Consider the following 21,022-nt stretch of genomic DNA (forward strand, 5'->3'; position numbering starts at 1 on the left):
GCGAACGGTCATAATAGCTATCATTAAAAAAAACGGGTCCTCTATGAGGGACCCGTTTTATTTGCTGCCTTTTAATAATCGTAAGCCATTCAAAATGACAAGAATCGTACTTCCTTCATGGCCAATAACACCGAATGGAAGAGCTAAAAATTGCAAGAAGTTTGAACAAATTAGCATGGCAATAACGGCTAGCGAAAAGATTACGTTTTGCTTCACAATACGGTTCATTCGTTTTGATAAACGAATTGCTTGGGAAAGACGAGATAGTTCGTTCTTCATCAGTACAACATCCGCAGTTTCTAAAGCTACATCTGTTCCTTCTCCCATTGCGACACCAATGCTAGCAGTAGCTAGTGCAGGTGCATCATTTATACCGTCTCCGACCATTGCTACTGTACCGTATTTTTCTTTTAACTTTTTAATCGTTTCAACTTTTGTTTCTGGTAAACATGATGCGTAATATTCCTTTATATTACTTTCAGAGGCAATTGCTTTTGCCGTTTCTTCATTATCTCCAGTAATCATAATTGCTTCGACACCAATGCTTTGTAATTCACGAATAGCAGCTATTGTTTCTTGGCGAAGCGTATCTTTTAAAGCGATAAGTCCAAGAATGCCTCCCTCATCACTAATATAAACGACAGTTTTACCTTCCTTTTCAAGTGAGGCAGAAATACCATTATGAAATGTTTTTGTTTCTTCACCGATAAAATCAGCTTTACCTATTTTATAAGCGTTGTTTTCGAATATTCCTTTTAGCCCAAAACCAGTTACATCTTCAACCTTTTCAGGTTTTTTTAATGTAATGTCGTACGCATGTTGTGCATATTTAACAATAGATTCAGCCAAAGGATGTGTAGAGTGACTTTCAATGGATGCTGTAATAGAAAGTACTTCTTTTTCTGTTATATTTTCTCGAACATATACATCTGTTACGGTAGGTTTACCTTCCGTTAATGTACCTGTTTTATCAAAGGCGATTGCTCTTACTGAAGCGAGGCGTTCTAAATGTATGCCACCTTTAAAGAGAATTCCATTTCTTGCTCCGTTAGAAATTGCAGATAACGTTGCTGGTGTAATGGCAGCAACGAGTGCACAAGGAGATGCGACTACAAGTAAGATCATAGCGCGATAAAACGTTTCATTCCAGCTCCAGTCAAGTAAGAAATGAGGAACGAACATCATAAGCGCAACAACGAGTAGTACACCTTTTACGTATGTTCCTTCAAACTTTTCGATGAATAGTTGTGATGGTGATTTTTCACTTTGTGCACTTTGGACGAGACGGATAATCTTTTGGAATAATGTTTGATCGCTCGGCTTCGTAATTTTAATTTCGATAGCACCACGTAAATTTACAGTACCTGCAAATACTTCATCGCCATGTCTTTTCTCATTTGGAATAGGTTCTCCCGTGATTGCTGCTTCATCGATATTTGTTTCACCGTTATGAATCGTACCGTCAGCAGGAACACGTTCACCTGGTTTAATTAAAATAATGTCGTTAATTTGTAACTCTCCAACAGGAACACGTTCCTCAGTTCCGTTGGAAATGCGTAATGCTTCTTCGGGTTGTAAGTCAAGAAGAGCGGAAATTTCTTTTTGGCTCTTACTTAATGTATAAGATTCCATAGCACCGCTGAGCGCGAAGATAAAGATTAAGATAGCCCCTTCTGCCCAGTAGCCAATAATTGCAGCACCAATAGCTGCAAAGAGCATTAGCATTTCAACATTTAGCTCTTTTTCTTCAATCGTATCTTCAATGCCTTCTTTCGCTTTTGCATATCCACCAACTATATAAGCAAGGATATAGCAAGTAATACCTACATTCATTACATCGTTCTTTGTGAATAACCAGCCAACTAAAATAAAAATACCAGATGCTACTGCAAATACAAGTTCATAATGTTTTTTTAATGTGTCCCATAAAGAGGGATGAGAAATTGGTTCTTTTGACTGTAACGTTTTTACTTCTGAGTTCATTACTACCCGCTCCTTCCGCATTCTTATTGAGAAAAATAATCAAAATCGAAACCCCTATAAAACGACGAAAGCTGCCATCCATAATGGATAGCAGCATTTCTGTTGAATCTGTTTTTAATAGTTCTTATGTTGTAATTATTCTATAGTATATCATATGTTTTTATGAGATGGTACGGTTTTGTTTCAAGTATAAACGGAAAACTTGTGTTTTCGCAACTCCTCTGGTATATATGAATATTGTTCATAAAAAGATCGGAAAGGAAGACAACAAGTGAAGACAGAGAAAATTTTTACCCATCCGATTGGCGTATTTATTGCTGCAATAGTAGCAACTTTTTTATGGGGAAGCGCATTTCCTTTTATTAAATTAAGTTATGTTGAACTTGGAATTCAACCACAAGAAGTTGGAGAGCAAATATTATTTGCCGGTTATCGTTTCTTTTTATCTGGAGTCATGCTCTTATTATTCTTTAAAGTGTTAGGAAAAGATATGAGCTTCAAAAAAGGAACAGGGAAACAGTTAATACAAATTGGTTTATTCCAAACGTTTCTTCAATATATCTGTTTTTACATTGGAATGAGTTATAGTTCAGGAATTGAAGGAGCTATCATTTCAGGAACATCATCATTCTTTCAAATTTTACTCGCCCATTTTTTATATAAAGATGATGCTCTCAATATGAGAAAATTAATTGGGGTATCTATTGGTTTTTGTGGCGTCATTTTAGTAAATGTGCCGAGTGATGGTAGCTTATCATTTCATTTTGGGATCGGAAGCTTATTACTTCTTAGTGCAGCAATGCTGTATTCATATGGAAACATATTAGCAAAAGAAGGTAGTAAAACATTAGATATTGGTTATATGACAGCATACCAAATGATTTTTGGTTCTACAGGATTATTATGTATAGGGGCTTTACAAGTTGGAGTCATGCCATTTACATTTAGTCTACATGCACTACTTATGCTAATTTATTTATCTTTCTTATCTGCAGCTGGTTTTTGCATTTGGAATACAATTATGAAGTATAACAAGGTTGGAAAAGTATCTATGTATATGTTCTTTATACCCGTATTTGGTGTGTTATTATCGAGCATGATTTTAGGTGAAGCAATTCATTCATTTGTGCTACTCGGTTTAGCATGTGTAGCCGCGGGAATCATTGTGGTAAATAGGACACCAGCTAAGCAAAAAATGGAGCAAGAAAAACAAGTAGCATAGAGAGCAGAAAAGCGATTACAATGGAAGAACAGTACTGTTCTTCTTTTTTTATAGAAAAAGGATAATAGACTAAGTGTAACGAAAAAAGATACAAAAAGCATTTATTGAGGAGAAAATATTATGAATCTACTTTACGTGGTGTTAATTGGGCAAATATTTCTTTTTTTTATTGGTGCAATTTATGCAATGGGGCAGACAAAAAGAACGAAAGATAATATGCCGTTACCTTTAGCAATTCGTCTTATTCTTAGTTTTTCTTTAACAGGTAGTGCAATTTGCATATGGTTACAAGATCCATCTGTAGAGTATAGTACGTGGGTTGCACTTGGTATGACTTTATCGACTGTGGGAGATTTGTTTATGGCTGGGCTGATTCCAATTGGTCATCGATTAATTGGAGGGATGGTTACTTTCGCTCTTGCTCATTGTTTTTATGTAAAAGCATTTTTGCAAACAGGAATTTCATGGAATGGTTTTTGGATTGGCTTACTCGTATATGGGCTCTTTCTAATTGTAGGATGGTTCTTCTTTATCCGAAATGATAAGCAGGATAAGTTGTTTACGATAGGAGCTCTAATTTACGGATTGTGGGTTGGAGGAATGGCTTGCTTTGCATTCGCCTTATATTATGAAAATACAGGGATATGGTGGATACCAGCGTTTGGTGGCTTACTGTTTGTAATTTCTGATTTCATTATTGGCGTGACAGATATCGGAGGGCGTAAATTGAAGTATGAGCCACTTTGGATTTGGTTTACATATGTAGCTGCTCAAATGTGTATTATATATGTGGGATTATAAAAAGATACTCTCAAAAATAGTGGATAGACTATTTTGAGAGTATCTTTTTTGCTTGTTAATTTGATCAGTATTTTTATTATAAAATTTCTAATATTATAATTTTATAATTCGGAATTTTGTAGAAAATCATCGGTCGTATTATTTATAATAAAAGTAAAAAGATGATGAGTTGGTGAAATGATGCAAAAGAAAAAACGTTGGCGTGAATTCTTTGGAACTATTGCAATTGCATGTTTATTGGTGTTTTTGGCGAAAATTTTTGTGTTTTTTCCGACGACTGTAAAAGGAGCATCTATGAGGCCAACGTTGCAAGATGGAGATAAGGTGATTGTTAATAAGTTAGCAAAACAATTTGAAAGCTATGGGAGAGAAGATATTATTGTTGTGAAAACAGATAATTTTTATGTCAAAAGAGTGATTGGATTGCCTGGAGATATAATTGAGATGAGAAATGATCAATTATATGTAAATTCTGAAGTGAAAGATGAAGAGTATTTGGATAGTAATAAAAAACAAGCAGAAAAAAAACTTATGAATTTAACAGAGGACTTTGGACCGATTACAGTTCCTGAAAATAAGATTTTTGTTATGGGAGATAATCGCTTAATAAGTAAAGATAGTAGAAATGGTTTAGGTTTTATTGATAGAGAAGATGTGTTAGGAAAGTTAGCAGGCATTTATTATCCGTTTGAACATATGAAAATAATAAAGTAAAAAAAACCAAGCAAATTTTAGTTTGCTTGGTTTTTTTGTTAAACAATAGGAGATTCGTTTGATACAAAGATATCTTCATGTTTCTTTGTAGTACTTAAAACAAATTTATGTTGTAGTAATTGTAGTTTAAATAACGCCAAAGGATCATGATATGTTTCTGGATTGCTTCTTAGCGTCGCTAATGTTTGCTCGTCTTCCTGTATCTCAAGTTGAGCTGCATCTACATTTTGTTTCAATATATTAAGTGGATCTTTGAAGAACATCATGATATCACGTTCTAATGCACCTTCAAATACTTCAAATTGAAGGAAGAATTGTTTGGAAATTGTGTGAGCAATTTCTGTATAGTCTTCTGTTTCAATATATTGTTTATATTTGTTGGCGAGCATAGATTGGTTTTTTTGCATATTACCAAATAATTTTCCGGCACTTTTTAAGAAAAACTGTGTCGGTGTAAAGCGTAATAAAATATTGATGTTCGTTACTGTAATTCGATTTGTCATTCGTGCAACATCTCGATTCCAATCATCTAATAATTTGAAATCGCAAGGAAGTTTCATACGTTCTTCTTTATATAATTTATTAAACGTTTCACTCATTTCATCTAAATAAGCTTGAGCTTGAATAAATTCATTATGTGCTGTTTCAATCCATTCTTGAATAGACCCAGTAAATTTAGGAAGAAGTACCTGTTGTACATGCTTTTGAACACGTTCATTCATTGCAGCATTTAATTCTTCATGAACTAGTTTGAAATCACTATCTTCTTGAACAAGATCAGAGCAACTCTGTAATAATTCAGGAATTTGAGAATGTATATCTCGTGTAATTTCTTCTTTCGTTAAAAGATAGGATTCGGTAATAGAGCGAATTTTATCTTTTTCAAGAGCAGTAAGGTTATTAATAAATCCAGTAAGTTTCACTGAGATGTGTTTATTCCAGCGTACGGATTTTACTAATGTATTTTCTAATTCCACACGTTCATTTATGAGATAAGCAATTGTCTTTTGTGTAAACCATATTAGCTTTTCTATACGTTCTTTTTCTATATCGCGTTTTGCAAGATTAGAGAGAATAGATTCTGTTACATCTCCAAGTTGCTGGCTACTCTCTTGCGAAGGAGAGTATGGGAAGAATTGTGCATCTGGAAAATGTACTTTAAGTTTACTAATTAGTTTTTCATTAGTAGTCGTATTATTTGTGTGTAATACGAAGTGAATTTGTAAGTTTGGTACTTGTTCACGTAAATAAATTAATGTATCAATTTCTTTACTATGCAATGGTGAAGAAGAATTTAATACGTAAACAAGACTATCTGCTGCTTGTAAGTATTCAAAGTATGCATTGTTTTTATCCAATTGCTCTTGAATGGATGGTGTAAGAAGAAATGTAAACTTATTTTTTCTTAAAAACCTACTTGGTAGCTTAATTTCTATACATTTTTTCTCAAGTTCTGACTGAGCAGATGTAGCCGTTATTTGATGGAATTCATCAAGGTTAGGGATATTTCGTATATCTAACTCGGTAAATTCTGTTATTTCAGTTTGACTAGCGTCTTTAAATAGAATAGGAGTTGTTAAAGTTTCAGTTAAGATGTTCTCTCCCAATATTGAATTAACAAATGATGTTTTATCATGGTCACTAGTTCCAGCTATTAGTAGTGGTGTGACATTTAAATCACATAGTTCATGGACTAGTAGCGTAAATTGATGACTTAAATCTACATCATTTTTCTCAGCCCATACAGCGATTGTTTCGAATAAATGAGAAACTGTTTCCATATTTACATCTGCTTCAGCTGATGTATTAGAAAGTAAGGATCCAGCACTTTTTACGAGTAATGATTCTAAAGTTGTAGGTGAGACTTCATTCCATGCTAACACTGCTGCAGAGACAACTAGAGAATCTTTTGCTTTCGTTAAACTAAACCAATTTGTTAATAAATTTGGTACAAGTCCGTTTAATTCATGCATAAAATGATTTCCGGTAATTAATGCAAAGTATGTTTCTTGATAGCGAGTAGAAATTTCATTCCAATCGTCATTATTGTCTGTTTCAATATGCAAGAATAAATGATTAATACTTTGAATCCAAGGAAGGTATAAGGATTCATGTTGATAGCTATTCCAAAGAGCAATAACAAGCTCTTTAAATTGAGCTTGATCAACAGCATATAGAGCTTTTAAAGACTCATAGAAATATTCAGGCTTAATATTTTTTGTAAATCCTTTGTTTATGTAATTTATTAACGTATCAAACCAGTGTAAAGATTGTGTCCGAATACCTTCTTGAACAGCTAGTTCGATAGCGTTGTTCCAATCTTCTTGTTTTTCATAGAAAGAACGTGCAATTGCAGTAATATTTGGATAATCCGGTTGGAATGCAACAGCTTCACTAATCGTCTTAAAAGCGAGTCCTAAACGATCTTGTTCGATATAAAGAGAAAGAAGTTGTAAGGAAACCTCCATCGTAAGAGTTGTATCTTCCGTTTGAATAGATTGATAAATTTCTTCTGCCTTTGGTAAGAATCCTAGTTCAAAATAAGCATCTGCAATATTTTTTGTCGCCCAAAGTGCAAGAGCATTATTTACTTTTTCCCATTTAAATATAGCTGCTTCAAAATCTTTATTTTGATAATAAAATTCACCTTGAGCAAATCGAATATTAGAAATGTTGGAGAATTCATTTTTAGATTCATTTATATATGCTTCACCGAGTACTTCGGATGCAGGAGTAGAAGTTTCTTCTGTTAAAAATGTTTTATAGTAAACTTTTTGAATAAATTGATTTTCAATGGTCATGTTCGTTCCCCCCTGTATAATTTAGAAAAATGATGTCGTATGTAAAAGGGTGTATGTTCTTTTAATAGGTAGAAGTTGCATTATATAGACCAAACTATGTTTTTGCTAGATATATCATTTTTCTTGAGAGTTAAACCGTTGCGAAAAGTAACTTTCCTTTATTGTAACAAAAAAACACGCATATGAATTTTTATTTTTTATCGGGTTATTTGCGGGCAGTAAGAATCTAATCTCAAAATTGTTGAATGTAAGTAAGTTATGTGGGAGTCGGGATGTCTGTAGAAGCAAGATTGGCATAGGTTAATAATTAGTAGAGGATGAACAAAACTCCCACTGATTAAAGTTTCACTTTATCTTTGTTAAAGGAAAGAATAGAAGTAGAGTTCATTATAAAAACAATGTATAGTCAATATGTATACCATGTTTGCCTTAAAGATAGAAAGGGTACAATGTGGAATAACGATCGTGCATAGGATGTGTCTTCCGAATGGAACAACATATTGGCGAGTTAATCGCGCATTATGGCTATTTTGGAATTGTTATAGCTTTGGCTGGTGGGATTGTCGGATTACCGATACCAGACGAGTTTTTATTGACCTTTGTTGGTTATAATGTTTCAAAAGGAGTTATGTCAGGAACTGCTGCTTTTTTAAGTGGGATGGCTGGTGCGATGTTAGGGATCACGTTAAGCTACATATTAGGTTTAAAACTTGGGCTCCCTGTTTTAAAGAAATATGGGCCGAAAATTAGAATTAAAGAACATCACATTGAAAAAACACATATTTTATTTGAAAAATATGGGCCATTTCTTTTAATGATTGGTTATTTTATACCGGGAGTACGTCATTTAACGGCATATTTTGCTGGGGTATCAAATTTGACACTTTGGCGTTTTTGTTTGTACGCTTACGGTGGTGCGCTCATTTGGATAAGTGTTTTTATTGGGCTTGGCTGGAAGTTAGGCGAGAAGTGGCGCTTCGTTGAGTATAGTTTACATCATTATGGAATATGGATTTTATTAATTTCAGCAGTTGTTACATGTGTTGTATGGTTGTACATAAAGAAAAAGAAAAACCGCTAATAGCGGTTTTTTAGCTGAAAGCAATAAATAATACACCAGCTGTAATAAAGACTACACCAACACCGGTCATAAAGTTTAACTTTTCACCGAGGATAATCATAGCGAGAATGATAGAAAATACGACGCTTAATTTATCGACAGGAGCTACTTGTGAAACCTTTCCTGTTTTGAGGGCAAGAAAATAAAATAGCCATGACGAAGCACCTGCAACCCCACTTAATGTGATAAATAGCAGTGCTTTTTTATTTAGCAGTACGTCGCCGATATTTTGAAATTTACCTTGTATGATAATAACGCCTATCATAAATAATGCCATAATAATAGATCGAATTGTTGTTGCAACGTTTGCATCGATGCCGTCTAAACCAAACTTTCCAAAAATAGATACAAGGGCAGCAGCAATTGCTGATAATAGTGCAAATAAGAGCCACGAACTCATAGTAAAATTCCTCCAATCTTACAGTATTATACATGAAAATGATTCTCATGTATAAAGTTGAAGCAATTGAGCTTTATAGAAAGCGCGACTTCAACTTAACTTCTTGCTCCACCTGAATTTTAAGGTGGGAGTTTTACTGCCTGTAAATAGTGGGCTAAATAACGAAATAATCCCCACCTTATATTTTTAATAAGGTGGGGATTATTATACTACTCTGCAATTTCCTCATATAAAAAGTACGTTACATTATAAATATGTTCTACTTCATCGTCTGTCATAAACAATAATTCGTCACGCTCAATCCCTTTTTTCTTTTCAATAAACTCAATCATATTTTTGCGTTCTTCTCTCTTCATCAATTTTATTTCTCCTCTCAATCTGTTTTAATACAGTTTATTTAAGTTACTGCTATTATATAACAGAATCTTTGGAAAGTTCCACCTATTTTATTATTTTTTTTAAAAGAACTTTTCGACAAAACAAGCCCACCTAAGGGGGGGCTTGTTTTATTTTATAGTCGTAAAAACTCAGGCTCCGTCGTACCCGCACCATCAATGTAATAAATTGTGTCGGGATTGATTTTGATCAATACGTAATTAGGGTCTTCAGGACCGAGTAACCAACGTTTTAAGCTATTATTCCAAAACTTGTTTTTTAATGTTGAGTCTTCCTCGATTGAAGCTAACCCTTCAACTTCAATATAATCTTCATCTAATTTTTTTCCTTCTCGTCCGAGTAGTACATGGACATTAGGATTTTGTTCAATATCTGTTATCTTTTTTGATTGTCGATCTGTTGCAACATATAGTACAAAATCTTCATGGAAAAACATCATAAAGGCGCTATGAGGTTTCTCATTTCGTACTGTAGATAATACACCAGTACGTTGACCTTGAATAATAGTTGCGATTTTTTCTTTTAAGTGCATAATTTTAACCCCTTTTCACAATTTATAATTCTGTCTGTTTAAACAAGATAATTTAAATATCTTTCATACTGTTTTCTTCAATCCGATTTTTTAAACGTAATTGTGATGAAATCGGACAAGTTAGGAGAAGAATAATAATAATATTGAGGAGAAATACATACGATGGAAGGATGAAAAGCATGTTTAATAAAATATTTCTTATAGTAGCGCTTATAGGTGTACCACTATCTGTACTTGGAAAAACACTTCATTGGCCAGAAACAATTATGTTCGCTGTGTATTGTATTACGATTATCGCATTAGCTGGTTTTATGGGGAGAGCAACAGAGAGTCTAGCAATTGTTTCTGGTCCTAGAATAGGCGGATTATTAAATGCTACTTTCGGTAATGCTGTTGAACTTATCATTTCAATTTTTGCACTTCAAGCAGGGTTAATTGAAGTGGTGTTAGCTTCTTTAACCGGTTCTGTACTTGGAAATTTATTATTGGTAGGAGGGTTATCTTTCTTTGTTGGAGGTCTTAAATACAAAAGACAAAGTTTTAATGTATATGATGCAAGGCATAATTCAGCTTTATTAATATTTGCTGTTGTTGTGGCCTTTGTTATTCCAGAGATCTTTTCAATGAAGATGGACGCTGGCAAGACGTATCAATTAAGTATAGGTGTTTCTATTATTATGATTATCATGTACCTTGCTGCATTACTATTTAAGTTAGTTACGCACCGTGGTGTATATCAACATAAAAGTGACGAAGTAGCGCATGAAGAAGAGCCAGAGTGGTCAAAAGGGAAGGCGCTCCTTATTTTAGCGATAGCAACACTGGCAGTAGCTTATGTGTCAGAGGCACTCGTACATACTTTTGAAACTGTTGCAAAGTCATTTGGCTGGTCAGAGTTATTTATAGGGGTTATTATCGTTGCAATTGTTGGGAATGCAGCGGAACATGCGTCTGCAATTATTATGGCTTATAAAAATAAAGTAAATATTGCAGTCGAAATTGCAATAGGCTCTACATTACAAATCGCCATGTTTGTTGCTCCTGTATTAGTATTGCTATCTATGTTTTTCGCGCAAAGGATGCCTTTAGTATTTACCATACCAGAACTTGTGTCTATGATTACAGCTGTTTTCTTAACGATTGCGATTTCAAATGATGGAGATACAAACTGGTTTGAAGGTGGCACTTTACTAGCGGCGTATGTCATTATGGGAATTGGTTTTTATTTATTATGAAAAATAGGCATAACAATTGCGCTCAGAGAAAACAATAAACGAAGTAGTATATATACCTACATAGGAAGGAGCCAGACAGGTGAAACGAGTATACAGCATATGTCTTTCAACTATGGTCTCGTTTATTTTATTATTTCCTAACATGAGTTTTGCAAAGACAACAGTAGGAACAAAAATGCCTTCATCTGTTTTAAATATTTCTAAAGACAATACATTTCCAAATGATGCGCAAGATTTACCGCGTTTACAGCCGAGTAAGTTTGCTCAAGAATTATTAAAAACAGCAAATATTAAAATTGAAAATCCGGACTTAATTCGAATGTTTAATGAAACGACAATTTCGAATGCGCCGCTTGCGGTAGGGTACCGAGCAAAGATTTATTTAGGGCAATGGGCTTTACATTATGAATCGATTGATACATCGGTTAATTGGGAATATAAACAAGTAAATCGCAATGTTTACGATAATCGTGGAGGAGATCGCCTATATCCACTTCGCTATAAGCAAGAAACACAAAAGACGGTTGAAGGCGATTTAACAGCAGATATGAAAGATGCTGCAGATGTGAAAAAAATGATGCTTCTCAAAGCACTTGAAAAAGTACAATTCCCCCTTTCGTTTAAAACGACCATTGGTTATGGTACTGGACATGAGCGTGTGTATAATATTAGTCCGAGTCAACTCGGATATTTATACGCTTATACACCAGCAGTAAATGAAAAAGGAAAAGTAACATTTGGAGAAGTGTATCTTGTATTAAAGGGAAATCAAAAAAGACTTGTTGTGAAAAATATTACTTCTCAAGGAATTGGAGCTGCTATTCCAATTCATGATCATTTGTATTTTAAATTCATTTCTTCTTCCCACTCGCAATAACATGAAAAAACGTCAGCTTATAAGCTGACGTTTTTTTATAATGTAATGTTTGCTGTTTTTGATAAGAAATCTTCTGTCGGATAGTAGCTGTTTTTTACAAGAACATTTGGTCCAAGACATTTTACTGCAGGACAGTGACAGCTTAATGATTTTGCTGTTTTTGAAGCGCTCCATTTTTCATAAGCTTCTTGTAATGTGTTTGTTTGTATGTTTCCTAGAAGTGGAACATCACCAAAATCAGTAACGATAATATTGCCATCAAAAATATTTACATTTAAGCGTGAACGACCATCTGGATCGTTACGAACAGTTACATTTTTGCTCTCTTGTAACTTTTTAAATGTGGCAATGTCTCGCTCGTCATCGCTACAAGCATAGAAAGGTAAAGTTCCAAATAACATCCATACATTTTCATCGCGAATTTCTAGTAAATGCTCAATCGCATCACGAATTTCAGCTTTTGTTAAAATCTCTAGATTACTCGCGAAGTCACTTGGATACATTGGATGAACTTCATGGCGTTTACAGCCCATCTCTTCGACGATTTGGCGGTGAATATGTTCAATATGTGGTAGAGTTCTTTTGTTTAACATTGTTTCGGCAGATACAAGTACACCTGCATCTGATAGAGCCTTACTATTTGTAATCATTCTTTCGAATAATTTTGCACGTTGTTCGTAAGTAGGCTTACGCTCCATCATTGCAAATCCGCCTTCAACGAAGTCATCGATTGTTCCCCAGTTATGAGAGATATGCAATACGTCTAAATAAGGAATAATTTGTTCGTAACGTGCTAAATCTATAGTTAAGTTAGAGTTGATTTGAGTGCGAACGCCTCGTTCATGGGCGTATTTTAAGAGTGGTGTTACATAGTTGTCGACGGATTTTTTTGACAGCATAGGTTCTCCGCCAGTAATACTTAAAGAACGTAAATGAGGAATCTCATCTAATCGTTTTAATAAAAGATCCATCGGAAGCGGATTTGGGTCTTTCGGCTGTAACGTGTAACCAACAGCGCAATGCTCACAGCGCATATTGCATAACGTCGTCGTTGTAAATTCAACATTTGTTAATAGTAGTTTGCCGTACTCTTCAAGGTCCATATACGCTTCCCATGGATCGTAAGAAGGAGTAATCGGCTTCATTTTTTGTGATATCGTCATATGAAATACTCCTTTGACTATTGAAATAACAATTTGTCCATTCTCTATAATAGAAGAATATGTGCTTTTTATAAAGTGAAACTTTTTAGCATGAAAAGAGAGAGGGCTTACATTATAGTGGATGACTGTGACAAAATTGATGAAATTTCATGCCCATAGCAATCGTTTTTGCGGTATAATAAAAGCAACTCGAATTAAAAGGAGAGTGCCTTCATGGGAAAAGCAATTCAAGATAAAGATACACAATTAGTATATTTAAAAGAACGTTTAAATATGTTCATTGAAGTAATTGATACAATTGAACCCGAAGAAGTAGAATTAGAAGATGTAGATCGTCTTCTTGCAATGTTAGATGAATTAGAATTAAAATGTGAGCAATTTAAAAAAGACGAATAATATATTAAAAAGGCTACCAATTCCAATTTGGTAGCCTTTTTCTGTTCGGGTAATAGAAGGACGATAGAAAAAGAGGTATAATCAAGTTGTGAAAAATTTCATTTATGCTCTAATAGTGTGAAATAAATAGTTAAAGAGCATAACAATTGAATTTTCAGCTCATAACGTTTTGGTAGCGTTCACAATTGAGGGGGAAGTAACAATGGAAAAGCTTCAAGAAAGCATGTATCAACTAATTGTTGAAACGTCAACGAACTTACCGAAAGATGTTCGTCGTGCGATTCAACAAGCGAAAGAGCGAGAAAATGCAGGGACTCGTTCTGCGATGGCACTTGGCACAATTACAAATAATATTAAAATGGCTGATGATAACATCTCGCCGATTTGCCAAGATACAGGGATGCCAACGTTTAAAATTTATACACCAGTTGGTGTGAATCAATTAAAGTTGAAGGAAGCTATCTATAATGCGCTTGAGCGGGCGACAAAAGATGGTAAACTTCGTCCCAATTCTGTTGATTCTCTTTTTGGAGATAATAGTGGAAATAATTTAGGACCAGGTACACCGGTGATTAAGTTTGAACAATGGGAAAAAGATTATATTGATGCACGTTTAATCCTAAAAGGTGGTGGCTGTGAGAATAAAAATATTCAATATAGCTTACCGTGTGAACTAGAAGGACTTGGACGAGCTGGCCGTGATTTAGAAGGGATTCGTAAATGCCTTCTTCATGCAGTATATCAAGCACAAGGGCAAGGATGTAGCGCTGGTGTAATTGGTGTTGGTATCGGGGGAGACCGCACATCAGGTTATGAATTAGCAAAAAATCAATTATTCCGTACATTAGATGATGTCAATCCAGTACCAGAGTTACAACATCTTGAAGAGTACGTATTAGAAAATGCGAACAAACTTGGCATTGGTACGATGGGATTTGGCGGAGAAACAACTTTACTTGGTTGTAAAATTGGCATCTATAATCGTTTGCCAGCTAGTTTCTATGTATCTGTTGCGTATAATTGCTGGGCATATCGTCGCCTTGGTGTGAAAATCCATCCTGAAACAGGAGATATTATGGATTGGCTATATCAAGAAGGGGAAGATACACTTCAGCATGAAGTACAAGAAAAAACAGAGCAACGTGAGATTGTATTAGAAGCACCAATTACAGAAGAGCAAATTCGTGAACTTCGCGTTGGTGATGTTGTAACAATTAATGGCATGATGTATACAGGTCGTGACGCAATCCATAAGCATTTAATGGATAATGATTGTCCAGTAGATTTAAATGGACAAATTATTTACCACTGTGGTCCAGTTGTTGTGAAAGATGAAAATGACAATTGGCAAATTAAAGCGGCAGGTCCAACGACAAGTATTCGTGAAGAACCGTACCAAGGCGATATTATGAAGAAATTCGGTATTCGCGCTGTCATTGGAAAAGGCGGTATGGGTGCGAAAACATTAGCGGCTTTAGAAGAACATGGCGGTGTATATTTAAACGCAATCGGTGGTGCAGCGCAATATTATGCTGAATGTATTAAAGAAGTGAAAGATGTTGATTTCTTACAATTTGGTATTCCAGAAGCAATGTGGCATTTACGTATCGACGGGTTTAAAGCAGTTGTAACGATGGACTCTCATGGTAATAGCTTACATGCAGATGTTGATAAAACATCACTTGAAAAATTAGCTAGCTTTAAAGAGCCAGTATTTAAGTAAATAAAAAATGCATCTCGAATGATTCGAGATGCATTTTTTTGGTATATATAGAAAAACATGTTCAGCATGAAAGAATGCGTTGCAACAGAAACTACAAGTACGATTATATATGGAAAGGAGACTATTTATGAAATATAAATGGTTATATATCGGTCTCATTTTTTCAATTATGATGGCACTTGTTCCAGTTTCAGCACTGGCTTATACAAATACTCCACATAACTGGGGAATCCCGCGTCCTAAAAATGAAACAGTACCAGATGCAGGAAAGTTATATACAGATTTACTACAAAAAAATGGCGGGTTTTATTTAGGAGATACGAAGAAAAAAGATATTTATTTAACATTTGATAATGGATATGAGAATGGATACACAGGGAAAATATTAGATGTATTAAAAGAGAAAAAAGTACCAGCAACTTTCTTTGTAACGGGACATTACATTAAAACACAAAAAGATTTATTGTTAAGAATGAAGGATGAAGGACACATTATTGGAAACCATTCTTGGAGTCATCCTGATTTTACAGCGGTAAATGATGAGAAACTTCGTGAAGAATTAACGAGTGTAACAGAAGAAATTAAAAAAGTAACTGGGCAAAAAGAAGTGAAATATGTACGTCCTCCGCGCGGTGTATTTAGTGAAAGAACGTTAGCTCTTACGAAAGAAATGGGCTATTATAATGTATTTTGGTCACTTGCATTTTTGGATTGGAAAGTGGATCAGCAAAGAGGATGGCAATATGCGCATAATAATGTTATGACGATGATTCATCCAGGATCTATTTTATTACTTCATGCAATATCAAAAGATAATGCAGAAGCACTTGCAAAAATCATTGATGATTTGCGCGAGAAAGGGTATCATTTTAAAAGTCTAGATGACTTAGTAAAAGGCAATCAACCGTAAGCATGTATGCTTACGGTTTTCTCATGTTATAATGATGTGTAAAAAGGATGGGGAAACGTATGTGGAGCGAGCATGTTACGTTAGAGTATCCGTATCATTTTGAAGAAGTATTAAAACGTTTATCTTTTGATCCTCTTAACGTCATTCAATTAGATGAGAAAGTTATTTATATCCCGCTTTGTATCGACGAGGAACAGGTTGTTGTTCGCTTACAAGGGATTGGTACTGTTCAAAATCCACAGTTTTGGATTTCTAGTCAGACAGGAGATCCAGAGAAAGTCATGAAACGAATGAGAGCCATTTTTCATTGGAATGAACCGTTTCAAGATATACAAAATCATTTTTTAAACACATCATTACGTCCACTATTTGAAACATATGCTTATACTCCAATTATTTTAGAATTTGATTATTTTGCTTGTCTGCTTCGCTGTATCATTCACCAACAAATAAATTTGAAATTTGCTACTGTGTTAACAGAACAATTTGTGAAACGGTATGGAACAGAGAAGAACGGTGTATTCTTTTTCCCCACTCCGGAAATAGTAGCAAATATTTCAATAGAAGAATTGAGAGAGCAGAAGTTTAGTCAGCGAAAGGCTGAATATATAGTAGGATTAGGTCGAAGTATTGTCAGTGGTACATTAAATTTAGCGAGTATAGAAAATGGGACGGAAGAAGACATTTCAGCACAATTGTTGCCAATTAGGGGAATTGGTGCATGGACAGTGCAAAACTTTTTAATGTTTGGGCTTGGACGGAAAAATATGTTCCCAAAAGCGGACATTGGGATTCAGCGTGCAGTGCAAGGTATATTTCAATTAGATGATAAACCTGATGATGCATTTTTAGAAAAATTGAAACAAGAGTGTGAACCATACTGCAGTTATGCAGCGTTATATTTATGGAAAAGTATAGAGTAGAGGTGTAATAATGATACAAAAGCAACATGAGAGTAAGTTGGAAGTTGGTCAAACGTTTCCTGTGACAATTAAACGTCTTGGGATTAACGGAGAAGGCGTTGGTTATTTTAAGAGACAAGTTGTTTTCATTCCAGGGGCATTACCAGGAGAAGAAGTTGTTGCAGAAACAACGAAAATTCAGCGTGGCTTCGCTGAAGCGAAAGTGAAAAAAGTTCGTAAAGCTTCACCGCATCGTGTGAAAGCACCGTGTCCAGTATATGAGGAGTGTGGCGGTTGTCAGCTGCAACATTTAGATTATAAAGAACAATTGAATCAAAAGCGTGATATCGTTGTACAAGCATTTGAGAAGTACATGAAAAATAGTATGGAAGAGAAAATTCGTCCAACGCTTGGCATGGAAAATCCATGGCATTATCGTAATAAGAGTCAATTACAAGTGGGGCGTAAAGACGAAAAGGTTATTACAGGGCTATATAAACAAAACTCACATCAGTTAATTGATATCGCTCACTGTATGATTCAACATAAAGCAACGAATGAAGCGACAAAAGTTGTAAGACGTATTTTAGAAAAATTAAATGTTTCTATTTACAATGAGAAAAAACAAAAAGGTTTAGTACGCACAATTGTAACACGTACTGCAGTTCAAACAGGTGAAGTACAAGTTACACTTATTACAACAAAAGAAGAATTACCAAATAAAGAACAATTTATTGCAGAAGTACAAAAACAGATGCCAGCGGTTAAATCAATTATGCAAAATGTAAACTGGCGTAAAACATCTGTTATTTTTGGCGACAAAACATTTAAATTAGCTGGAAAAGAAGTAATTCAAGAAACACTTGGTGATTTATCATTTGAATTATCAGCACGTGCGTTCTTCCAGTTGAATCCAGAGCAAACCGTTGTTTTATATAATGAAGCAAAAAAAGCCGCTGCGTTAACAGGCGATGAGAAAATTGTAGATGCGTATTGTGGCGTTGGTACAATCGGTCTTTGGCTTGCAAATGATGCAGCGGAAGTACGTGGTATGGATGTAATTCCAGAAGCGATTGCAGATGCAAGAAAAAATGCAAAGCGTCACGGATTTACAAATACGAAATATGAAGCAGGTAAAGCTGAACAATGGTTACCGAAATGGGTAAAAGAAGGATGGCGTCCAGATGTAATTGTTGTCGACCCACCACGTACAGGTTGCGATGATAAATTACTGGAAACAATTTTAAAAGTGAAGCCGAAACAAGTTGTGTACGTGTCTTGTAATCCTTCTTCATTAGCACGTGATGTACAAGCATTAATGAAGAGCTATGAAGTGGAGTATGTGCAACCAGTTGATATGTTCCCGCATACAGCTCACGTAGAAAATGTAGTGAAGCTTGTTAGAAAGTAAAGTTTATTAATATTCCCTCATGGTATGAGGGAATATTTTCTATGAAGGAGAATATTATGCATAATTATAAATTAACAATTCAGTACGATGGCGCACGTTTTAAAGGATGGCAACGTCTCGGTAATAACGATAATACAATTCAAGGAAAAATCGAAAGTGTCATATCTGAAATGGTCGGAAAAGAAATTGAAATTATCGGTTGTAGTAGAACAGACGCTGGTGTACATGCTTTGAATCAAGTTGCTAACTTTCAAAGTGATGAGAAGTTAGTGGAACATAAAGTGAAAAAATATTTAAATCAATATTTACCTAATGATATTAGCATTACGAATGTGGAAGAAGTACATGATCGTTTCCATGCTCGTTACAATTCTAAAGCAAAAACATATCTGTATAAAATTTGGAATGAAGAGCATACAAATCCATTTATGCGTAAATACAGCATGCATGTGAATAAAAAATTAAATGTGAAAAGCATGAAAGCAGCTGCGAAACATTTAGTTGGTTCACATGACTTTACTGCTTTTTCAAATGCGAAATCAAAGAAAAAATCTATGGTTCGAGAAGTATATACACTTGATGTGATGGAAGAGGCAGGGTTTGTACAAATTAGAGTAAGTGGTAACGGCTTCCTTCATAATATGGTAAGAAAAATTGTCGGGGCATTAATTGAAGTTGGATTAGGACAATTAGACGCTGAAGCAATTCCAAACATTTTAGAGGAAAAGCAGCGCAATCAAATTAATTGTCTTGCTGAGGCAAGTGGGTTGTATTTAGAGAATGTTGAGTTTTAATGGCAAATAAAAAAATCGGGCTAAGTAGCTCGATTTTTTTTGTATTACGAAGATTTCTCGTTTTTTATACGTAGCTTCAAATTCCAAAAAGCAGCAAGCATAATAGCTGCAAAGGAGCCGCTAATTGTTCCTAATAGCTTTGCATAAGGAAAGCTACTCATATCACCATTAATGAATAACATTATACATAGAACAGCAGGGAGAAGGTATAAGTAGTGTAATAACTTTAATTTTTTATCATTACTCATATATATAGCCCTTTCTAGCATGTTATATGTTTATTGTAACATATTTTACCAAGTTATTTTTTGCACTTGGAGACATGTTTATTTCATATGTGTAAATGCAGTTTTTTAATTCGATATTGTAAGTTTTGCCTACTTAATCCTAAAAATTTTGCAGCTTGTGAGATGTTGCCATGATGTTCTTTAAGAATTTGGTTAATGTAGTTCTTTTCCATTTTTTCTATTGTGTGTTTTAAAGTTTTAGGTGCATCAGTATTGTGATTAGTTAGTGCATGTTGCATATTGAATTCTGTTTTTATTCGTTCACGAAAGCGAGTAGGCATATGAAACGCTGTAATGATGGTTTCATCTTCTATCAAGTTCATGGAACCTTCAATTATATGTTCCAACTCCCGTACGTTTCCAGGCCAATCGTATGCATAGAAAAATTCTCTTACATTTACATCTACATCGGTTACATTGAGCCCAAATTGAGTATTATATTTTTCAATAAAGTGCTGAACAAGATCTGGAATATCTTCTTTTCTTTCACGTAAAGGCGGAAGACATAAAGTAACGACGCTTAATCGATAATATAAGTCTTCTCTTAATCGATTATGTGCGATGGCTTCGAAAGGATCTTCATTGATAGTTGCTATAATACGAACATCAATTTCTTTTTCGTGTGTGCCTCCGATTCTTCGTATTGTTTTTTCTTGTATAGCTCGTAGTAACTTCGCTTGAAGTGCTGGACTTAATGAGTTGATTTCATCTAATAACAAAGTTCCTCCGTTCGCTTCTTCGAATAAGCCTGATTTATCTATTGCTCCTGTAAAGGCACCTCGATTTGTGCCAAATAGTAGGCTTTCCATTAAGGTATCAGGTATAGCGGCACAGTTTTGTGAAATAAAGGGTTTGGTTGAACGCTGACTTTCATTATGGATGCTTTGTGCAAATAGTTCTTTACCAGTGCCTGTTTCCCCTACGAGAAGTATGGAGGAAGATGTACGAATTACTCTTTTTCCTTCTGTAATGATTGATTGAATGGCTTCAGAATCACCAATTATGTGATCAAAGGTAAATTTAGTGCTTTGTTTTCGAGAAGGACTTATTTTTATCGTTTGTTTTAAGTTACTAATTTCTTTTGATATTTCAATAGCGCCTTTAATTTTTCCATTTTCTATTATAGGGAAAGTATCGTTAATCGTTGTAATTTCTTGTCCTTTATTGTTAAAATACGTTTGTTTTATATTTTTCTTTGTTTTTCCAAATTTTAATGCCTCTATAAGAGTACTATTTTTATTTTCTTCAAATGCAAATACCTCTAAAGGACTTTTATATAATACATCTGAGCGTTCCATTGATTCAATTTCCATCATTTTGCGGTTATAGACAATCGTTTTACTTTCCTCATTAAT

General features: G+C 34.6%; 20 protein-coding genes. 12 read left to right on the forward strand and 8 right to left on the reverse strand.

The genetic code is table 11. The features are described from left to right. Positions 1–57: 57 nt before the first annotated feature. Positions 58–1,983 (reverse strand): heavy metal translocating P-type ATPase, encoded by a 1,926-nt coding sequence (locus GBN78_RS05005; protein WP_098292883.1) that lies wholly within the window; start codon positions 1,981–1,983, stop codon positions 58–60. A gap of 271 nt (positions 1,984–2,254) precedes the next feature. On the opposite strand from GBN78_RS05005, the gene GBN78_RS05010 reads away from it, so the two are divergent. The 3 genes from GBN78_RS05010 (at position 2,255) to lepB (ending at position 4,720) form a co-directional block, all read left to right on the forward strand. Then, complete coding sequence (locus tag GBN78_RS05010; RefSeq protein ID WP_000845729.1) at positions 2,255–3,205, forward strand: DMT family transporter; 951 nt, start codon at positions 2,255–2,257, stop codon at positions 3,203–3,205. A 120-nt stretch (positions 3,206–3,325) separates the two neighbouring features. Then, entirely contained in the window at positions 3,326–4,006 is a 681-nt protein-coding gene (locus GBN78_RS05015; protein WP_001051070.1) for a lysoplasmalogenase, read from the forward strand. A gap of 177 nt (positions 4,007–4,183) precedes the next feature. Next, positions 4,184–4,720 (forward strand): signal peptidase I, encoded by a 537-nt coding sequence (gene lepB / locus GBN78_RS05020; protein ID WP_000983307.1) that lies wholly within the window; start codon positions 4,184–4,186, stop codon positions 4,718–4,720. Positions 4,721–4,758: 38 nt separating this feature from the next. Here the strand turns inward: lepB and GBN78_RS05025 are convergent, their stop codons facing one another. Continuing rightward, a complete protein-coding gene (locus GBN78_RS05025; protein ID WP_048568172.1) occupies positions 4,759–7,521 on the reverse strand; it encodes a tetratricopeptide repeat protein in 2,763 nt (920 codons plus the stop codon). Positions 7,522–8,008: 487 nt separating this feature from the next. On the opposite strand from GBN78_RS05025, the gene GBN78_RS05030 reads away from it, so the two are divergent. Continuing rightward, on the forward strand, positions 8,009–8,602 hold the full coding sequence (locus GBN78_RS05030) for a DedA family protein (protein ID WP_000434878.1): 594 nt from the start codon (positions 8,009–8,011) through the stop codon (positions 8,600–8,602). A gap of 10 nt (positions 8,603–8,612) precedes the next feature. Here the strand turns inward: GBN78_RS05030 and GBN78_RS05035 are convergent, their stop codons facing one another. The 3 genes from GBN78_RS05035 to GBN78_RS05045 all read right to left on the reverse strand — a co-directional run bounded on the left by GBN78_RS05035 (position 8,613) and on the right by GBN78_RS05045 (position 9,969). Beyond that, a complete protein-coding gene (locus GBN78_RS05035) occupies positions 8,613–9,041 on the reverse strand; it encodes an EamA family transporter (protein ID WP_000100296.1) in 429 nt (142 codons plus the stop codon). Positions 9,042–9,250: 209 nt separating this feature from the next. After that, positions 9,251–9,397, reverse strand: coding sequence for a BH0509 family protein (locus tag GBN78_RS05040; protein ID WP_000817786.1), 147 nt, complete (start codon positions 9,395–9,397; stop codon positions 9,251–9,253). Between the two features lie 155 nt (positions 9,398–9,552). Further along, the gene (locus GBN78_RS05045) at positions 9,553–9,969 is read right to left on the reverse strand and encodes a pyridoxamine 5'-phosphate oxidase family protein (RefSeq protein ID WP_000550220.1); all 417 of its coding nucleotides are present in this window, start codon (positions 9,967–9,969) and stop codon (positions 9,553–9,555) included. Between the two features lie 179 nt (positions 9,970–10,148). On the opposite strand from GBN78_RS05045, the gene cax reads away from it, so the two are divergent. After that, complete coding sequence (gene cax, locus GBN78_RS05050) at positions 10,149–11,204, forward strand: calcium/proton exchanger (RefSeq protein ID WP_000482133.1); 1,056 nt, start codon at positions 10,149–10,151, stop codon at positions 11,202–11,204. Positions 11,205–11,283: 79 nt separating this feature from the next. Beyond that, positions 11,284–12,081 (forward strand): YfkD famly protein, encoded by a 798-nt coding sequence (locus GBN78_RS05055; protein ID WP_001986305.1) that lies wholly within the window; start codon positions 11,284–11,286, stop codon positions 12,079–12,081. Positions 12,082–12,116: 35 nt separating this feature from the next. Here the strand turns inward: GBN78_RS05055 and yfkAB are convergent, their stop codons facing one another. Continuing rightward, positions 12,117–13,244 (reverse strand): radical SAM/CxCxxxxC motif protein YfkAB, encoded by a 1,128-nt coding sequence (yfkAB, locus tag GBN78_RS05060; protein WP_000156023.1) that lies wholly within the window; start codon positions 13,242–13,244, stop codon positions 12,117–12,119. Between the two features lie 213 nt (positions 13,245–13,457). Here yfkAB and GBN78_RS05065 point away from each other — a divergent pair, with 213 nt between their 5' ends. The 6 genes from GBN78_RS05065 to truA all read left to right on the forward strand — a co-directional run bounded on the left by GBN78_RS05065 (position 13,458) and on the right by truA (position 19,380). Further along, positions 13,458–13,640, forward strand: a complete 183-nt coding sequence (locus tag GBN78_RS05065; protein ID WP_000513558.1) for an SE1561 family protein — start codon at positions 13,458–13,460, stop codon at positions 13,638–13,640. A 202-nt stretch (positions 13,641–13,842) separates the two neighbouring features. Next, positions 13,843–15,363, forward strand: a complete 1,521-nt coding sequence (gene fumA, locus GBN78_RS05070; RefSeq protein WP_000413518.1) for a class I fumarate hydratase — start codon at positions 13,843–13,845, stop codon at positions 15,361–15,363. A 127-nt stretch (positions 15,364–15,490) separates the two neighbouring features. Further along, positions 15,491–16,273 carry a delta-lactam-biosynthetic de-N-acetylase gene (gene pdaA / locus GBN78_RS05075; RefSeq protein ID WP_000875956.1) on the forward strand — a complete coding sequence of 261 codons (783 nt, stop codon included), beginning with the start codon at positions 15,491–15,493 and terminating at the stop codon, positions 16,271–16,273. 59 nt (positions 16,274–16,332) lie between these two features. Continuing rightward, positions 16,333–17,196, forward strand: a complete 864-nt coding sequence (locus tag GBN78_RS05080; protein ID WP_000269421.1) for a DNA-3-methyladenine glycosylase family protein — start codon at positions 16,333–16,335, stop codon at positions 17,194–17,196. 10 nt (positions 17,197–17,206) lie between these two features. After that, positions 17,207–18,586 carry a 23S rRNA (uracil(1939)-C(5))-methyltransferase RlmD gene (gene rlmD / locus GBN78_RS05085; protein ID WP_000615200.1) on the forward strand — a complete coding sequence of 460 codons (1,380 nt, stop codon included), beginning with the start codon at positions 17,207–17,209 and terminating at the stop codon, positions 18,584–18,586. 56 nt (positions 18,587–18,642) lie between these two features. After that, on the forward strand, positions 18,643–19,380 hold the full coding sequence (gene truA, locus GBN78_RS05090) for a tRNA pseudouridine(38-40) synthase TruA (RefSeq protein ID WP_000553118.1): 738 nt from the start codon (positions 18,643–18,645) through the stop codon (positions 19,378–19,380). Positions 19,381–19,424: 44 nt separating this feature from the next. Here truA and GBN78_RS05095 read toward each other — a convergent pair whose 3' ends face one another. Both GBN78_RS05095 and GBN78_RS05100 read right to left on the reverse strand, forming a co-directional pair. After that, entirely contained in the window at positions 19,425–19,628 is a 204-nt protein-coding gene (locus GBN78_RS05095) for a hypothetical protein (RefSeq protein WP_000063854.1), read from the reverse strand. 83 nt (positions 19,629–19,711) lie between these two features. Beyond that, a partial coding sequence (locus GBN78_RS05100) for a sigma-54 interaction domain-containing protein (protein WP_152127024.1) occupies positions 19,712–21,022 on the reverse strand: 1,311 nt, incomplete at its 5' end.

It is taken from the genome of Bacillus sp. B2-WWTP-C-10-Post-4, from assembly GCF_009183805.1.
In the GTDB taxonomy this organism is placed as follows: domain Bacteria; phylum Bacillota; class Bacilli; order Bacillales; family Bacillaceae_G; genus Bacillus_A; species Bacillus_A cereus.

What these genes read in the sequence shown, in the direction of transcription:
- GBN78_RS05005 (WP_098292883.1), bottom strand. Translation starts at nt 1,983, where the DNA reads ATGAACTCAGAAGTAAAAACGTTACAGTCAAAAGAACCAATTTCTCAT.
- GBN78_RS05015 (WP_001051070.1), top strand. Translation starts at nt 3,326, where the DNA reads ATGAATCTACTTTACGTGGTGTTAATTGGGCAAATATTTCTTTTTTTT.
- lepB (WP_000983307.1), top strand. Translation starts at nt 4,184, where the DNA reads ATGATGCAAAAGAAAAAACGTTGGCGTGAATTCTTTGGAACTATTGCA.
- GBN78_RS05025 (WP_048568172.1), bottom strand. Translation starts at nt 7,521, where the DNA reads ATGACCATTGAAAATCAATTTATTCAAAAAGTTTACTATAAAACATTT.
- GBN78_RS05030 (WP_000434878.1), top strand. Translation starts at nt 8,009, where the DNA reads ATGGAACAACATATTGGCGAGTTAATCGCGCATTATGGCTATTTTGGA.
- GBN78_RS05035 (WP_000100296.1), bottom strand. Translation starts at nt 9,041, where the DNA reads ATGAGTTCGTGGCTCTTATTTGCACTATTATCAGCAATTGCTGCTGCC.
- GBN78_RS05040 (WP_000817786.1), bottom strand. Translation starts at nt 9,397, where the DNA reads ATGAAGAGAGAAGAACGCAAAAATATGATTGAGTTTATTGAAAAGAAA.
- GBN78_RS05045 (WP_000550220.1), bottom strand. Translation starts at nt 9,969, where the DNA reads ATGCACTTAAAAGAAAAAATCGCAACTATTATTCAAGGTCAACGTACT.
- cax (WP_000482133.1), top strand. Translation starts at nt 10,149, where the DNA reads ATGTTTAATAAAATATTTCTTATAGTAGCGCTTATAGGTGTACCACTA.
- yfkAB (WP_000156023.1), bottom strand. Translation starts at nt 13,244, where the DNA reads ATGACGATATCACAAAAAATGAAGCCGATTACTCCTTCTTACGATCCA.
- GBN78_RS05065 (WP_000513558.1), top strand. Translation starts at nt 13,458, where the DNA reads ATGGGAAAAGCAATTCAAGATAAAGATACACAATTAGTATATTTAAAA.
- fumA (WP_000413518.1), top strand. Translation starts at nt 13,843, where the DNA reads ATGGAAAAGCTTCAAGAAAGCATGTATCAACTAATTGTTGAAACGTCA.
- pdaA (WP_000875956.1), top strand. Translation starts at nt 15,491, where the DNA reads ATGAAATATAAATGGTTATATATCGGTCTCATTTTTTCAATTATGATG.
- GBN78_RS05080 (WP_000269421.1), top strand. Translation starts at nt 16,333, where the DNA reads ATGTGGAGCGAGCATGTTACGTTAGAGTATCCGTATCATTTTGAAGAA.
- rlmD (WP_000615200.1), top strand. Translation starts at nt 17,207, where the DNA reads ATGATACAAAAGCAACATGAGAGTAAGTTGGAAGTTGGTCAAACGTTT.
- truA (WP_000553118.1), top strand. Translation starts at nt 18,643, where the DNA reads ATGCATAATTATAAATTAACAATTCAGTACGATGGCGCACGTTTTAAA.
- GBN78_RS05095 (WP_000063854.1), bottom strand. Translation starts at nt 19,628, where the DNA reads ATGAGTAATGATAAAAAATTAAAGTTATTACACTACTTATACCTTCTC.